Source organism: Betaproteobacteria bacterium (genome assembly GCA_009377585.1).
Lineage (GTDB): Bacteria > Pseudomonadota > Gammaproteobacteria > Burkholderiales > WYBJ01 > WYBJ01.
This window is the reverse complement of the sequence record WHTS01000074.1, coordinates 1-15,183: the sequence shown is the minus strand read 5'-3', so window position 1 is coordinate 15,183 and position 15,183 is coordinate 1. Positions and strand designations below refer to the sequence as shown.

The following is a 15,183-nucleotide window of genomic DNA, read 5'->3' as shown; positions in this document are numbered from 1 at the left end:
TTACCACCCCCTCCGCGCAGAGCGCGTCGAGCCCTCCTTGACAGGAGCGGCTTTAACTTCCCCTCATCTCAAGAGCGGGAGGTGACCATATAAGCGGGAGGTGACCATATAAGGAGGGGTATCCAGCGGGCATTCATCTCACGGGAGATCACATGGATCTGGGACTCAAGGGCAAGGTCGTCGCCGTCACGGGCGGCAGCGAAGGGATCGGCAGGGCGACGGCGCTGCGCTTCGCCATGGAAGGCGCCAACGTCGCGATCCTGGCGCGGCGCCAGGAGCCGCTTGCCAAGACGGCGGGCGAGATCGAGGCGCTCGGCGTGCAGGTGCTCGCCGTCAACGGCGATGCGACCAAGGACATGGTGCGGTTCATCGACGAGACCGTGAAGCGCTTCGGCCGGATCGACGTGCTGGTCAACAATGCGGGCGGCTCGGGCCAGAATCCGTTCGACAAGGTCGACGACAAGGGCTGGCGCGAGGACATGGAGGTGAAGCTGTACGCGCCGATCGAGGGCGTGCGCTGCGTCGTCCCGCACATGAAGAAGCAAGGCGGTGGCAGCATCATCATGCTCACGATGGCGGCCGCCGCGACGCCGGGCGCCAATCAATTGCCCACGGTCGTGAGTCGCCAGGCGAGTGTGACGCTGGCGAAAGCGTTGTCGAAAGAGCTCGGTCCGCACAACATCCGTGTCAACGTCGCCTGCGTGGGCAAGATCAAGACGCCGCAGCAGGAGCGCGGCGCCAAGCGCGCCGGCCGCACCGTGGAAGAGCACTTCGCCGCGCAGGCCAAGACGGTACCGCTCGGCCGCATGGGTGAGCCGGAAGACCTCGCCAACGCCATCGCGTTCCTCGCCTCCGATGCGGCCAATTACATCACCGGCACTTGCATCAACGTCGACGGCGGCGTTTCGGGAGTAGTCTGAGTTCTTCGACGGGGTGAAGCCCCCGGGGAATGAGTGAAAAGTGAATGAAGTGAAGGGTGAAGGGCGCCGCCTCTGACGAAAGGAGGTCGGGACCACCGTCCCCGCTTTTTCACTTTTCACGCCTTCACTCTTCACTCAACTTGGGGCACCGCTGGCCGAGCCCGCCTGGTAGCCGCGCTGGATCACCGGGCAGGTGCCGTGCTCGCCCGGGCCGGTTTCGATCAGCGCGAATACCGCGGCGAGCGGATTGATCAGCCCGAGCAGCAGCGCTGCCGCGCCGCGCGCAGCGAGCGGTGCTGGCGCCGGGCCGAGGTCCGGGTTCGCTAGCGTACCGCCGACGACGATCGGGGTGCGTAGCGACAGGAAGCTCGGCTTCTTCGGCGCTTGCGTGAGCTTCATGTCGATCTGCTCCGTCTCGAGATTCAGCCGCCCCGACAGCGAGAGCACCGTGGTATCGGTCTCGACCAGCGCGACGTTGGGCGTCGCGATGCCGTCCGCGATCGTGATGTCGATCGCGGAGCAGCGCACACTCTCGGGGTTGCTGCCGACCAGGTTCGCGAGCACGCGCGCACCATCCAGATCGATCAGCGCGGGCAGCAGACCGGGGACGTTTCCCTCGGCGAGCAGGAGCGTAAGGCGCCCGTCGGCGCTGCCGAGCGCCGCCGAAACCGAGTTGCCGCGCCCCTTCAGCTCGATGCGGCCGGAAAGGGTTCCCGCCGCCTCGCCCACCGCGGCCTTGTCCGGCGCAATCTCCGCCACGTGTACGCCGCTCATGCGCGCCGCCAGCGCTGCACTGGCTGGCTGCTGACTCGCATCGAGCGTCACTCGTCCGGCGAGCTTGCCGCTCGCCATGCCGAATTCGATCGGGTCGAGGAGGATCTGCCGATTCTCGAGGCGGAAGTCGGCGCGAAAATTGTCGAACGGCCAGTCGGCCACGCGGACCACCTGTTTCGCCCGCACCTGGACATGCGCATCCAGCTTGCCCAGCGCGCCGAACTCGAGCTGGCGGGCGGGCAGGAGCATCTTTGCGTCCTTCGACGTGGGCTTGTAACGCGAGCGATTGCTGGCGCCGATCAGCGGGCCCAGGTCGGCAAGGTCCAGCATGTTGGAGACGAGGTTAGCCTCGAGCCGGGGTCGTTCGCCCCCGGTCACCACGGTCACGGTGCCGGCGACGTCGCTCTTGCCCATGCGGCCCTCGAGATCGGTGGTGCGCCAGGTGTTGCCCTCGCGCGTGAGCAATCCGGCGGCAGAGAACTTCGGCGTTTCCGGCAGCGGCACGCCGAAGTACGGTCCGACCAGCGCGAGGCTCGCGCCTCGAACGTCGTAGCGCAGGATCACGCCCTCGAACGTGACCAGGCCTCGAATCTCGCCGTCTACCGCCACCTGGGTGTCGCCCAGAGTGCCCTTCACCGCGAGCGGCACCGCCTGCTCGACATTACGCAGCGAAAGCAGCGCGGCGGTCTCGCCGGCGAGCTTCAGCGGCTGCGCCTGGAAAATGCCTTCGACCTGGAACTTGAGGCTGCGCGGATCGTCCGGCGCCGCCGTATCCTCGAGCTTCGCGATCAGGTCCGCCTGGGTCAACGCATCGATGAAATGCACGCTCGCGCGATCGACGCGCAACTGCTCGATGATCGGCGTAGACCCCTCGCCTTTGTCCTGCTGCTCCTCGTTGAATACCCAGGTGGCGCGGCTGTCTTTCAGGCGCTGAAGGTGCAGCTCGGGCCGCTCCAGCACGATGTCATGGATGAGGACCTTTTTTCTCAGCAACGGGAGCACGGCGATCTGCAGCTCGACCGCATCGGCGAGCAGCAGGTCTGGAGACTTGGCCCACTCGGGATTTGATAGCCGGACCTGCTCGAAGCGCAGCCGCGGATGCAGCCGGAACTCACCGCTGATGGCGCCTCGGATCTCGAGCGTGCGGCCGGTGGCGTCGTACACGCCATTCTCGATCGGCGACTTGAGCCAGTTCCAGTCGAATACGAGAACGAATATCGCGATCGCCGCCACCAGGAACAGCACGACGGCCATGCCGATGCGCTTGGGCCGAGTCCAGGCGATCGTCATGGCCGCATGTTCCCATTTACGCTCCCCTCTCCCTCCGGGAGAGGGGTTGGGGGTGAGGGAGCGTTTGCGCCGATGCTCATGCTTCCTGCGCGAGCGCGATTTCGTTGCGCACGAGCTTGACGCCATCGATCGAGAGTGCAACCTGGGCCGCCATGCTGCGCAGCTTGGGATCGGGGGTGGTTCCAGAGAGTGTCACGACGCCTTCCTGGCTCCGTACCGCGATCGCCGAGCCATGCAGGTCGGGCTCGGCTTCGAGCGCCGCCTCGATCTTCGAGCTCAGCGCTGCGTCCTCGATTGATTCGGTGGGTCGCGTCGGGATGTTGCCTGGCGTCGCGGTTTGCCCGGCGGACGCCTCGGTCTCCCTGCCGGCCTGCGCATTCACCTCAGGAACGCGATCGGACCAATCCGAATTGCAGGCGGCAACCAGAAGGACAAACACTCCGGCCGGAATCCATCCGAGCCTGAATTTCTCGTCCATACGTGTATCCTCGTATCGAAGGCGTTTCGTTGCTGCCGTGCTGCCGGATATACTGTCCGCACATGCTTGCAGCGTGGCGTGTCCGCCAGCGAAATGCCGTATGTCCGAATGGGCGCACGCCCTGTGCCCGCTTTGGGCGCGTTCGGACGCGCGCGCGGCAGAGGAAGTGGCCGCTATAATTTCTACGGCCGGCGAGGCATGCGGGGAGGGCAATGGAACTCGGGTTGAAGGGCAAGGTTGCGCTCGTCACCGGCGGGAGCCGCGGCGTCGGCCGCGCCATTGCGCAAGCGCTGCTCGCTGAAGGCGCGAGCGTGATGATCACGGCGCGCGATCCGCAGCGCTTGGCGGCCGCCCGCGAGCAACTGGCTCATGATGGCGGCGAGGTGCGCGCGGCGGCGGCAGACCTGGAAGACGACGCGGCCGTTCGCAGCATGGTGCAGGCGACCATCGAACAGTTCGGCCATTTCGACATCCTGGTCAATGCCGCCGGCAGCGTGAATCCGGCCGATTTCGCCTCGCTCACCGAGGCCGTGTGGCCAGCGCTGTTCGAGCAGAAGTTGAACGGCTACGTGCGCTGTCTGCGCCACGCGATTCCGCATCTCAAGACGCGCGGCTGGGGTCGGATCATCAACCTGGCCGGCGTCGGCGGACGCGAAGCGGGTGCCATCACCATTCCGGTCGGCCTCAACAACGCCGCCGTTCTCAATCTCACCAAGTCGATCGCACTCATCATGGCGCCGTACAACGTGCTGGTGAACGCGGTCGTGCCGCACATCATCGACACCGATCGGCAGGACGAGACCATGAGCCTGCTCGCGGATCTCACCGGCCAGCCGGAAGCGCAGATCCGACAAGAACGTCTGAACAAACTTCCCCTGAAGCGCATGGGGCGCGCGGAGGAAGTCGCGGCCGTCGTGGCCTTTCTCGCATCCGAGCGGGCGAGCTTCGTAGTGGGCGCGGCCTGGCATGTCGACGGCGGCGCCTATCACGGCATATGAAAGATCGACAACCAAGCGAGGAGGGCTGCATGAAGAAGGCATGGATCGGCTGCGCGGTCGGCGTGGCGTTGGTGGGCGGCGTGCAGGCGCAGGATTATCCTAACCGGGTGGTACGGCTGGTCGCTCCGTTCTCGCCGGGCGGCTCCACCGACGTTCTGACGCGGCTCACCGGCGCGCAGTTGAGCAATCGCTGGAACCAGTCGGTAGTGGTGGAAAACCGGGTCGGCGCGAGCGGGCGCATCGGCGCGGAGCACGTGGCGAAGAATGTGCCACCCGACGGCTACACGCTGCTGGTTGCCGGCGCGCCGCATGCGATCGGCGTGAGCTTGTTCCGCAAGGTCAACTACGACCTGGAGAAGGATCTGGTCGCGATCGCCAACATCGCCACCTTTCCGAGCGTCATCGTCGTGCATCCGTCGATGCCGGTGAAGTCGGCCGGGGAGCTCATTGCGCTGGCCAAGAAGCGCCCGGGCGAGATCGCGTTCGGCTCCCCCAACATCGGCTCGCCCAACCATCTCGCCATGGAGTTGTTCAAGACCATGGCGGGCATCGACATGCTGCACATTCCGTACAAGGGCGGATCGGGGCAGATGATGGGCGACCTGCTGGGCGGACAGATCCAGCTTGCTTCCATGGGATTTCCTCCGGCCGTGCCGCAGGTCAAGGCCGGAAGATTGCGCGCGCTCGCCGTATCGAGTCTCAAGCGTTCGCCCGTGTTGCCCGATGTGCCGACGGTGGATGAGTCGGGGCTGCGCGGGTTCCAGGTCGAGTCCTGGTACGGAGTGTTCGGTCCGGCCGCCATGCCCAAGGACATCGTTTCGAAGGTGCATGCCGACATGCAGGCGGTGCTGGCCGGCACCGAGATGAAAGCGAAGCTCGCGCCGCTCGGGGCCGAGCCGTCGCTCATGTCGACGGACCAGTTTGCGAAGTTCGTGCACGCCGAGATCGCCAAGTGGGCGAAGGTCGTGAAGGCTTCCGGGGCGAAAGCCGACTAGCGCAGGCGGCGTGCGTTTCGCGTGCGAGCCGTTCGGCAACAACAGCAGCGTGGCCCGGCGGTACGGGCTGCTGGCGCGGCGGATCGTGGCGGGCCTGGGCGATTGGGCTTGCTTCGGACGACCTGCACCGAGCGGGGCTGAGCCGCGCGCCTTACGAGTCTGCAGTCACGAACAGCTCGTTCTGCACTTGCTTGACGCCGTCGATCTTGCTGGCGACCTCGGTCGCCAGCTGGCGCGTCTCCCGGGTGCGGGCTTCGCCGCGCAGGTACACCGTTCCGTCGGCGGCCGATATGTCGATGCCGAGGGTGTTCAGCTCGGGCTCCGCCGCAATCGCCGACTCCACCATGGCGACCAGCGTGCCGTCGTAGCTGGGGACCTCGGTCGATTCTTGTCGCGCCGGACTGCTTGACCGCGGCGGCGTCGGGATCGATTGATCGCCGCGGTCGGCAAGCTTTTCCGTACCCGGTGCGGCTGCGGGATACTGGACCGTTTCGGGCGCTTCGGAACCGCAGGCGGAAAGCACGAACGCCACAGTGACTACGGATGCGAGGGTTGAGAAGGCGTGAACACGAGGCACGGCAAAATCTCCTCGGAAGACGATGCCTCGCCCCTGCAACCTGCATGCCTCTGGCTACCTTATTCCAGCTGCCATCCCGCGCGAATTCTGTTCAAAAAACGGTTGACGTCATCGACCACGCCTTGCGGGACTTGCGAAGTGTCGCCCACCGCTATGGTAATTCTGAACTTCAACGGATAGCCGGCAGCCGCTTGTCGGATCTCCCCGACATATTCCGCAAGATCCTGCACCTCGCTGGTGGCAAGGTCCGCCGTCGCGGCCTTTGCGCCGAGTGCTGAAGGTCGCGCTTCTGCGGTACGCTCTGCCGGAACAATCTTTACTGCGGCCGCACCGCCCGCGTCGCTTGGCCACGACACAGAATCGACTGCGCGTTCCAGCAGGCCCAGACGAAATGCGTCGTCCAGTGCGGACCGGATCGCCATCCATGGTAATGCCATCCCCATATGAGCCGAAAGAGCGACGTGAAGCGCGTGGGCCGTGGTTTCACCACTGGACCAGACGGCCGGCAATCGGTCCGGCAACAACTCCGGTGCACTGATCGGAGGCGGTGGTGCATGCAACTCGCTGTCGTCGCGCAGCAGTCCGAGTGGAACATCCTCACCATGAACACTCAATCCCGGGCTCACGAGCCACACATGCGCCGCTTTTACCGAGCCGGCCACTGCCTCCTTGATCACTTCAATGGTCGCAGCTGGGATGGCCATCGGCTCCTTGAATCCCCCCTTGTCGACCTGGACGTAATGCTTACCCGAAAAATACTTTGCGATCTCGCCGATCCTGACCGGTTCGCCTTTCCACAACTCCGGCAGCGTTCCTGGCGCCAGCAATGCGGGATCAATATCCGTGAGCGTCGCAGCCTCCGACAGCACGACTTCCAGGCTCGGCTCCCGAAGCGCTTGCTCATCGGGGCGGGATTTCCAGAATGACCGGATCGATCTATCGGCTCGCGTCACCTGCAGGACGAAATCGCCCGCCTCGCACCCCCGCAACAACGTATCCATGATCGCCTGCCGGTTGAGCATCTTCGGCAGCCGCGCCGTCGAAGCAAAGGCGCCGACGAGATCCTTTACATAGCGCGATTTCTCGCCGGCAGCCCAGAGATTGAAGGGACCGCCCGGCAACAGGGCCTCGGCGTTGATTGCCGTGCTTTCAATGCGCGAGCGTTTGTCGGCAACGATCTTCAGGAACAAGGGCTCGTTGTCCACGCTCAACCGGAACGCGGCGATATCGTTGGCATCATTGACCGTGACCACGATGCAATAGGCCATCACGATGTGCGAGGCCATTTCCCCGCGCGCGGCCTTGAGGTTGATTTCCAGTTGGGCCAGGCGCGTTGTATCGACATCCTCCCGGCTCTTGAGCATTTCGCGCACCTGTTCCCAGGCGAGCATGTCCCGGACGCGCTCGCGCGCGACATCGATGCCTTCCTTCGAAGGGACTGCGAGAACAAGGGCGTTCCGGTTGGTGGCACGAGGCCGATCGGCGCTCGTCGTCTCGTCGATGTAGCGCTTTGCTTCGGGGCTGGGCTTGCCCGATTCGGAGGCTGCTTTCGGTCCGAGCACGGCATAGTGGAACTCGCCGTCGTCCTCGATATCGGCCGGCCGCGCCGGCAGATTGTGCACGCCCGCTCCGGCAGCCCGCGCGCCTTCGGTGAGCTTCCGGGTGCCCGCGATCTCCCTTTCGAGCACCTCCTCGACGACGGTCGGCGCGACGTGCATTCGCGCGTCGTGATGCATCTGACGCAGGTTCGGTTTCGAACCCAGGCGCCACACTTTGGGCAGGCCGCCGTCCCGCTCCGCGGTGAAGGTGTCGTCGAGATACCACGAAACGTCGGCCCACCGAATGAGGCTCTTGGCCAGTTCGATTCGATCCGGCGCCACTTGGCCCAACAGCACCATCAGCTCGCGGGTTTGCGCCCGCTGATCGATCGGCTGCGAGTGCATGAACGTGGCGATCACCGCCTGCTCCAGCTCGCGGTTCTCCAGCATCGACTCCAGCTGAATGTCGCGTGCCTTGTCGAGCTCGCCCTGCAGGATTGCCTGCCAGTCCTGGCGTTTGCCCTCGTATTGCTCGCTGCGCGCGATGGTAGCCAACTCGCGCGTGGCGTCGGTCAGATTGTTGTCGCCCGGTGCGGACAAAAACACGGCCGGGCCCACCAGCGGCGACGGGTCGCTCCATTTTTCGGCATCGCGCAGCGCGGATGCGAATGTGCGCAACACGCCACGGGTGCGCTGAAATCCTTCGAGCTGCGTCCACTTCTCGAACAGCACGTCGGTCAGCTCGGGGTGGAAAGGAAAGGCTTCGGTATAGCGGCTCTCTTCCTGGTTGCGGCTACGTTTGCTCTGATCGTCGAGCTCGCAGATCCCGTTCAAGGCAGCAACCACCTGCGCCTTCCATCCGCTCTTGTTCGAGTAGCTCTCCGGGGTGAAGAGCCGCCGGCGCAGCACTTCGGCGACATCCTGGCGCTCGACCGGCTGGATGCCGGTATCGGCCACGCGCTGGAATATGTCGTACAGCGCCTTCTCGACCTCTTTGCCGATGTCGTCGCTCTTACCCGGATCGGAGGCGAGCAGGGAAGCAACCAGCGAGCAGCGCTTTACGCGCCCCGCCGCCTGGGTAAGGCATTGAAAGAAAGTCTCCAGCCGCCTGATCCATGCCTTGTCGGTGCTGACGATCGTGTGCGCCCACATGAGCACTTCGTCGAGCAGCACCAGGGTGGCGAGGCCTTCCTTCTCCGGCAAGGCAAGCAGGTCTTCCATCACATTGGTGGCAGGTGGCGTCTCGCGCTCCTTGGCGGTCCCCCCGAGCAGCTTCAAGCCGCCTTCCCCGCCCAACTGCCAGGCCAGCGCGCTCCAGGGCATCTTGAAGCGCCGCACGGCGCCGTCGGGCGCACGCACATCCATCCCGGTCTCGACGTCCAGTCGATCGAACACGAGTGAGGCGATGCGTGCACGAGGGGGCGTCATGCCGATATGGCTGGTGAACTCCGCCACCGCCGGCAGCTTCGGCAGCGAATCCGGGTTGGACACCAGATGCACGAGCGTGATCAAGGCGTGTGTCTTTCCCCCGCCGTAGGTGAGTTGAAGCTGGCGGACGGCCTTCTCGGATTTTCCCGCGAGCCGAAGGACCACATCGCGTGCAAGCTCGCGCAACTTCGTGGTCGCATACGTGAGCGCGAAGAATTCCTTCGGATCGTGATAAACGGAGCGATTGCGATCCATCATCACGTCGTAGAGGTCCGCGGCGAATTCCTTCTGCGAAAGCTCGCCGCTGCGGATGTCCGAACGAAGCTGAATGACCTGGTGCCACGCTTTGGTCTTTGCCATGGTGGGTTCCTACTCGGAAAGCGAGAGTGCGGCCTGCGGGGTGCTGCCCAGCCTGCGCAGATGATTGGAGAGCTTCTCCAGAATGGTGCACTCTTCGGTTTGCCCCTCGGCGCGGCTCTTCTCGATCAGCGCCTGCACGAGCCGATCGAACAGCGCACTGTGCCGCAGGCCTCGCTGGTCCAGATAGTCGTTGACCTTGTTTTCGTCACCGGCCTTCCAGAGATGCATGGTCTTGTGCACTTGGTCGATCAAAGGCACGGGCTTGCCGTTGGCCGGCTCCAGTCCGAGGCTGCGGTGCTTGCGCTGATGCCAAGCTTTCAATTTGAATTGCCCGCCACTGCCTTTGCCCGAATCGTCGTCCGGATCGGCCTCGGCTTCGCCATCCTCGTCGGGCTCGTCCGTGGTCCCGGCGCCCTTGCCGCGCGAAAGAATTTCGAACTGGTCCGCGAGCGTCCGCTCGGACAGGTTGCAGGACACGGCGTACAGAATGCAGGCCCCGGCGGGCGCGTCCTTGAGCCCGAAGTCGTTGCGGTGCAGGAGGTAGTAGGTCGTCACGTCGTCGAGCGAGACGTCGCCGGCCGCGCTCGTTTGCGCGCCGCCGGAGAGCACGCGGCCGACGACGAAGTCGACCACGATGCGGCGCACGTGGCGCAGGAACTCCGTGACCGTCATCAGCACACCCGCTTCGGTTGCCTTCTTGACCGCTGGGTAGCGGCTGTAGGCTTCAAGCGCAGGACCCGTCGCCGCCCAGACGAAGTCCGGACCGCGTATGCCGGCATCCCAGAAATCGCGCAGGCGCTGGGTGATGTTCGATTCCATTTCCTTGAGGACGTCGGTGTCCCAGCCTGCGCGTGCAAGCGGGTCGCGTTTTCGGCAGACGAGCCAGACGGAGGAGGAGAGCGCGGCCGACGACAAAGCACGAGTTCGATTTCCCATTTCCGTTCGAATTGGCCAACTTCCATTTACTACGAATCCTGCCTTGATGATGGCTGAAACCAGCGTCTCCCACGCGTCAGGATGTTTGTGGGCGAATACAATCACCAATCGTCCGTCTGATTTCAGTGCGGCATGGCATGCACCAAACGCACGCGCCATACCCACTTCGTAGTTGTTCTTTGAGTCTCGCTTATGACCTCCAAATCGAGACGCATCGTCGATCAACTCACCATCATTCTCTTCATGATTCCATTTCGGAGAGAGCGGCGGCCCAAAGATATGGTCTTCCTCATGGAGCGTTCCGCTAAGAGTACGGCGGAGCCATACATAGAAGAAGTCCATCAAGTCGGAATAGGGGATTGCATCGTAGTACGGGGGGTCGGTAAGGACCAGGTCAAAGCCATCGGTGACTGCTGCAATGGCGCTGGCTTGATTTACGGAAGGTACTGGCGCCGCCGAAACTGCCGGTAACGCGTGCTCTATATATCGTGCGATCCATTCCAGTTGGCCTGGATAAGAACCAGTACTGTCCCCTGTCGGACTTGCTTCGCAGAAGTCCCAGCTTATGGGCAATCGGAATCCGGAGAAGGTATTTGCGACCTTCTCGTAGCCAAGATCCCAATGACAAATGGTGCTACTTCGGTCCGCAATACGGTCGACTGCCAATCCAAGGTATGCCGCTATGCCTTGCGCCCAAAGCTCTGGATATGCGTGTTCGCGCATACCATCGTTCGCGCGACGGGTAGCTTGAAGAATTGTGCCTAGGCAAAGCAACTGCCTCCTAGTGAACAGCTTTTGCCACTGGTCCAGCCCATAGAGCGCGGCAGTGAAGGCTGACCCTCCCCCGGCGCGACTCGCTCCAATGGGGACAGGTTCGCTGGGCGGCCCGAGTGGGATCTCGTCAAACAAACTTCCCACGAGTGCTTCCGATGCGGTATTCATATTGAGTTCGTGCGTTGTGGGGCGTCGATACCCCTTTCCGCCCACGGCGTCTGTTACAACTGCTGTCATCGTCAGTTCAAGTCGGTTGGCTATTCCTTCCAGGCGCAGGTCTGACGATGTCATGATGGTCCCGCAGCACGGGCACTGCGCGCCCGAACGGCTCATCGTTCCGATACCGATGCGCTTGTCGTGCTCGCGCCGTTGCGCCGGATTGCCGCCCTGCACCTTGACGTCGTGATCGATCCCGAACATGACGCCCGTCTTGTCCGCGTTCGGCTGCATGGTGAGCAGCACGCGCTTGTCGTCCTTCTTCGCCAGCCAGCGCGTCTTGAGCAGCGGAATCGTGGCACGGCAGGCTTTGCACTTCACCGTTCGCGCCCACAGGTAGGCGACGGTCGGCTTCGCGATCCAGCGCGGGTTCCGGTCGTTGTCCAGATAGTGTCTGTCGAAGCCGGCATTGAGCAAGTCGATCTGCGGCTCGCCGTCATCGTTGGTCGGTACCAGCTTCAACTGATCTTCGTCCGCGCGCGCCAGCGGGACGCGTGCGTACGGCTTGATGGTGCAGAACTCGGCATAAGTCGGGTAGTAGGGCGCCAACTCCCTGCGTGCCTGCCTCAGGACCCAATGGCCCCATGCGCGCACGTGCCACGCAAGATCTGCTTCCAGGAACGCCGGATCGGAAGTGATCGACGACAGGAACTCCTGCTGCTCAGGGTCGAGCTCGGTGCGGGCAAACTTGGCGAGCGTCTTCTTGATATCGCTTTCCTTGACGCCCTTCCCGCGCAGGTAGTCCGGCAGCCGGCTCTTGATGTAGCTCGCCATGAAGGCGGGCTCGTTCAGCACGAACTCAGGCAATTTTCGCGTCTGACCGGCGAGCTTGTGCGGATACTCCAACGTGCATTTCAGGATGAACCAGGCGACGGGGTTGATATCGACAGCGGTGACTTCGCAGCCGAGGCGCATCGCCTCCAGGGGGATTGCACCGCCGCCGGCGAAGGGGTCGAGCACCTTCGGCGCCCGCCCGCCGTAGGCCTTGCGGATCTCCTCGCGGAACCATCCCAGGTCGGAGCCGGACTCGCGTCCCCAATGCAGGATGCCTCCGACCGTCTCTTTCGCTTCGACCTCTTCAATCCTTCCGGAAGGCAGCTTCTTCTTCTTGACCGTCTTTTCCACCCGGCCCGCGAGCCTGGTAAGAATCTCGTCGCGCTTCGCCTTGTCGCCCGGATCGGGCAGCAGCGTCGCGATCAGCGCCGCGCGACACGCAGCCAGCGGCCGGCGTGCCGGCCAGATGTGCAGCGTCGAGATGTGGCCATGGCGGACGTTCTTTTCGTGCACCGAGTCGAGCGACGTTTGCTCGAGCGGGAAGGCGACTTCGATGAGGCGCTTGTCGTTCATGGGTTCATCGCATCCAAAGCAGAGCCGAAAGCGAGATGGGAATGATCCTGGGATCAGGTACGCGCACGTCGTCATCGAGCGTGACAAGCAGGCCGAAGGGTGCGTTGTAGACGGTCTTCTCCAGGAAGGCGCGTAGACCCAATGTGTCGTCGTGAGGATCGATCCGCCTTCGATACTTGACTTCGATGGGGATGCGCCGCGTCCCGACGGTCAGGACGAAGTCGACCTCCGGTTCGGCGCCCCGGGTCGGAAAGTACGCAAGCTCAAGATTCGGTACCGACGCGAGGAAGTAGCCGAGCGTACTTTCGGCGAGATGGCCGGCTAGAACCGTCTGATGAGGATTCGCGGCGAGGCCTGGTGGGTCGAGCGGGATGATTTCCTGCAGCCAGCTCGCCCGCAGACTATGGTCGCTTAGGCAAATCTTCGCGGGAGCCTTGCGCTTCTTCAAGCGAAGCTCCATGGCCGGGGTGAGCCGCACGAGCAACGTCCCGTCCAGGAACCGCAGGTAGGTCAGGATCCGGCTCCAGCCGATGTTTCCGGCGAGCGCCTGCTGGATTTCCGGCACGAAGGCATTCTGGCCAGGTGCCTGACCGGCATAGCGGCAACACAGTCTGAAGACCTCCTCCAGCAGTTTCTCATCGCGTTTTGCGCCGCGCGGCCCAAGTCTGAGGTCGTGCTGGATCGCTCGTTTGACGATGGTTTCGTTGAGATAGGCGGCGACTTCCGGCCAGGGAGCATCACTGCGCTCGTGCGCAATCGGATACCCGCCTCTTGCGGAGAAGGCCGCGAAGGACCGATGTCGAAGATCGGCCTCACGACCGGCTTTCTTGACAGCCTCTTGCCAGAACGTCGGGTCGCTCAAGCGATCCGCACCGTTGTCGCTCCAATGGGAGGGCGCGCTTCCGCCCATGGATAGCTCGGCGATCTCCCGCAGGAGCAACGGCCCGAGATCGAACGTCGTGATCCGCCCCGCAAGGCTGTCCCGTCCCGCCTCGATGCGCAGCGACGAGCTGCCGGTAACCAATACGCGAACCGTGTTGTTATCCACTAGATGCTTGAGCTGTGGCGCCCATGCATCGAGATTCTGCACTTCGTCGAAAAGCAGATAAGCAGAAGCACCCGAGTGCGCCACCTCGTTTATCGTTCGCAGCAGCACTTTGGTTTCGTACCAGCGCACGATGGTCAGAATGGGATCGCGCAACTTTCGCAGACTGCCGATCTCATCGAAGGGAACATACAAAATGTGCTTGGCATGGACGCCGTCCGCAAGCAGCTTTTCGATGACCTGCCGAAGCAATATGGTCTTGCCGACGCGTCGGGTGCCGCGTAGCACCGTGGCCGGAGTGAGACCCGAACTTAGATCGCGGTAGATCCGATCGAACAGATGCCGGTGAAAACTCGGGATCTGCGGCCCAGGGAGTCCGCTCCAGTGCGGATTGAGGCGATGCAGAGCTTCGGCAAGCTCGGGTGCAAGCAGATCAGTGAATATGTCGGCTTGTGCCATCGGCGCTCCTCCCTTATGACGTCACCGAACAATCCACACGCGTGTAGTTCGCGCGGCACGGCGATCCGATGAGTCGTTCGTCGATCATCTCTTTCTCGCGAGCTTTTTCTTTCCACGTTCGATCTGTCGAATGCTCGTTTCGGGAGTCGAAAGCTGTTCCGGCATCGTTCCACCCAATTCCTGAATCGTCTGGCGCACTTTCTTTCCCACCGCGAAATGGGTCTGGTTTGCCTGCGATTTGCCGCGCACGCGATCGCGCCGCAACTTCTCCTCGGTTTGGGTGGCGCGAAACAGATTGGCCGCCATCTCGGTGCTGCCCATGTGGTCCAGAATCTTCTGGCTCTTCCTGAGCCGTTTGCGCGTGTGTATGTCTTTCGCGCCGAGCCCGCCGTAGAGGCCTTTGTAGCCGTGGTCCTGGAATACGGCATAGTCCACTGGTGTTTCGACACCAGCATCCTTGGCTGCCGCCGCGAGCTTCCTGTTATGCGTCGCAAGCTCGTTACGGATGGCAAGTCGCTTTTCGTCCTCCGTCAGTCGGGAAAAAGCGTCTTCATCGCGCAGTTCTTGCCGGCGGGTCTGTAGCGCGAAGTAGGTTTGGCCGTATGCGATGACGGGTTTGGCCGGATCGCCGTTCTGCACGATCAGATAACAGGCGTAGCGCGACAAACGACAGTCTTCAATCTCACGTCGGGCGCCCGATCCGATGTCGACCATTTTCGCCGTTTGGGAAAAATGGTCCTCGACCGGGTGGCCTGATTGCCTGCACGCCTCGATGGCCTTGTCTATCACACGCTTGAACTTGTCCCAAGCGGCGTAATCGAGCAGTGGTTGCAGCTCGCGCGCCAGCCAGAACTCACCACCCCCTGTACTTACTTGCCGGATACTGTCGAAGGAGGGGCGAGGGTTCTCTGGTGTTTTGGGACTCATGCGTTGCTCCGTGCGCCGGTCAAACCGGCGAGTTGTTGTGAATGAAAGTTTCATACGTTGAAGGTCTAGCCAGCCACAGCGGCTCCGAGTCATGCGTGTGTACCGGTGACGGTGCAGGCGA

Annotated in this window: 10 protein-coding genes; 3 read left to right on the top strand and 7 right to left on the bottom strand. The window is 63.2% G+C overall.

Annotated features, from left to right (window positions below; translation table 11 throughout):
• Positions 1 to 152: 152 nt before the first annotated feature.
• Complete coding sequence (locus tag GEV05_20430; protein ID MPZ45711.1) at positions 153 to 920, top strand: SDR family oxidoreductase; 768 nt, start codon at positions 153 to 155, stop codon at positions 918 to 920.
• 135 nt (positions 921 to 1,055) lie between these two features.
• Here GEV05_20430 and GEV05_20425 read toward each other — a convergent pair whose 3' ends face one another.
• Together GEV05_20425 and GEV05_20420 are read right to left on the bottom strand one after the other, a co-directional pair.
• A complete protein-coding gene (locus GEV05_20425; GenBank protein MPZ45710.1) occupies positions 1,056 to 3,110 on the bottom strand; it encodes an AsmA family protein in 2,055 nt (684 codons plus the stop codon).
• Positions 3,061 to 3,462: a BON domain-containing protein gene (locus GEV05_20420; GenBank protein ID MPZ45709.1), complete on the bottom strand. Its 402-nt coding sequence runs from the start codon at positions 3,460 to 3,462 to the stop codon at positions 3,061 to 3,063. Before GEV05_20420 ends, GEV05_20425 begins: the two co-directional genes overlap by 50 nt.
• A 212-nt stretch (positions 3,463 to 3,674) precedes the next feature.
• Here GEV05_20420 and GEV05_20415 point away from each other — a divergent pair, with 212 nt between their 5' ends.
• Positions 3,675 to 4,460 (top strand): SDR family oxidoreductase, encoded by a 786-nt coding sequence (locus tag GEV05_20415; GenBank protein ID MPZ45708.1) that lies wholly within the window; start codon positions 3,675 to 3,677, stop codon positions 4,458 to 4,460.
• On the top strand, positions 4,457 to 5,455 hold the full coding sequence (locus GEV05_20410) for a tripartite tricarboxylate transporter substrate binding protein (protein MPZ45707.1): 999 nt from the start codon (positions 4,457 to 4,459) through the stop codon (positions 5,453 to 5,455). The genes GEV05_20415 and GEV05_20410 overlap by 4 nt, the downstream gene beginning before the upstream one ends.
• Positions 5,456 to 5,606: 151 nt before the next feature.
• On the opposite strand, the gene GEV05_20405 is transcribed toward GEV05_20410, so the two are convergent.
• From GEV05_20405 to dinD, 5 genes are all read right to left on the bottom strand, one after another.
• The gene (locus GEV05_20405) at positions 5,607 to 6,032 is read right to left on the bottom strand and encodes a BON domain-containing protein (protein ID MPZ45706.1); all 426 of its coding nucleotides are present in this window, start codon (positions 6,030 to 6,032) and stop codon (positions 5,607 to 5,609) included.
• 59 nt (positions 6,033 to 6,091) lie between these two features.
• Positions 6,092 to 9,358, bottom strand: a complete 3,267-nt coding sequence (locus GEV05_20400; GenBank protein MPZ45705.1) for a DUF499 domain-containing protein — start codon at positions 9,356 to 9,358, stop codon at positions 6,092 to 6,094.
• A 9-nt stretch (positions 9,359 to 9,367) separates the two neighbouring features.
• A complete protein-coding gene (locus GEV05_20395; protein MPZ45704.1) occupies positions 9,368 to 12,631 on the bottom strand; it encodes a DUF1156 domain-containing protein in 3,264 nt (1,087 codons plus the stop codon).
• Positions 12,632 to 12,635: 4 nt separating this feature from the next.
• Positions 12,636 to 14,135: an AAA family ATPase gene (locus GEV05_20390; GenBank protein MPZ45703.1), complete on the bottom strand. Its 1,500-nt coding sequence runs from the start codon at positions 14,133 to 14,135 to the stop codon at positions 12,636 to 12,638.
• Between the two features lie 84 nt (positions 14,136 to 14,219).
• Positions 14,220 to 15,062, bottom strand: a complete 843-nt coding sequence (gene dinD / locus GEV05_20385) for a DNA damage-inducible protein D (GenBank protein MPZ45702.1) — start codon at positions 15,060 to 15,062, stop codon at positions 14,220 to 14,222.
• Positions 15,063 to 15,183: the final 121 nt, after the last annotated feature.

What these genes read in the sequence shown, in the direction of transcription:
- GEV05_20390 (MPZ45703.1), bottom strand. Translation starts at nt 14,135, where the DNA reads ATGGCACAAGCCGACATATTCACTGATCTGCTTGCACCCGAGCTTGCC.
- GEV05_20415 (MPZ45708.1), top strand. Translation starts at nt 3,675, where the DNA reads ATGGAACTCGGGTTGAAGGGCAAGGTTGCGCTCGTCACCGGCGGGAGC.
- GEV05_20420 (MPZ45709.1), bottom strand. Translation starts at nt 3,462, where the DNA reads ATGGACGAGAAATTCAGGCTCGGATGGATTCCGGCCGGAGTGTTTGTC.
- GEV05_20400 (MPZ45705.1), bottom strand. Translation starts at nt 9,358, where the DNA reads ATGGCAAAGACCAAAGCGTGGCACCAGGTCATTCAGCTTCGTTCGGAC.
- GEV05_20410 (MPZ45707.1), top strand. Translation starts at nt 4,457, where the DNA reads ATGAAAGATCGACAACCAAGCGAGGAGGGCTGCATGAAGAAGGCATGG.
- GEV05_20395 (MPZ45704.1), bottom strand. Translation starts at nt 12,631, where the DNA reads ATGAACGACAAGCGCCTCATCGAAGTCGCCTTCCCGCTCGAGCAAACG.
- dinD (MPZ45702.1), bottom strand. Translation starts at nt 15,062, where the DNA reads ATGAGTCCCAAAACACCAGAGAACCCTCGCCCCTCCTTCGACAGTATC.
- GEV05_20430 (MPZ45711.1), top strand. Translation starts at nt 153, where the DNA reads ATGGATCTGGGACTCAAGGGCAAGGTCGTCGCCGTCACGGGCGGCAGC.
- GEV05_20425 (MPZ45710.1), bottom strand. Translation starts at nt 3,110, where the DNA reads ATGGCGTCAAGCTCGTGCGCAACGAAATCGCGCTCGCGCAGGAAGCAT.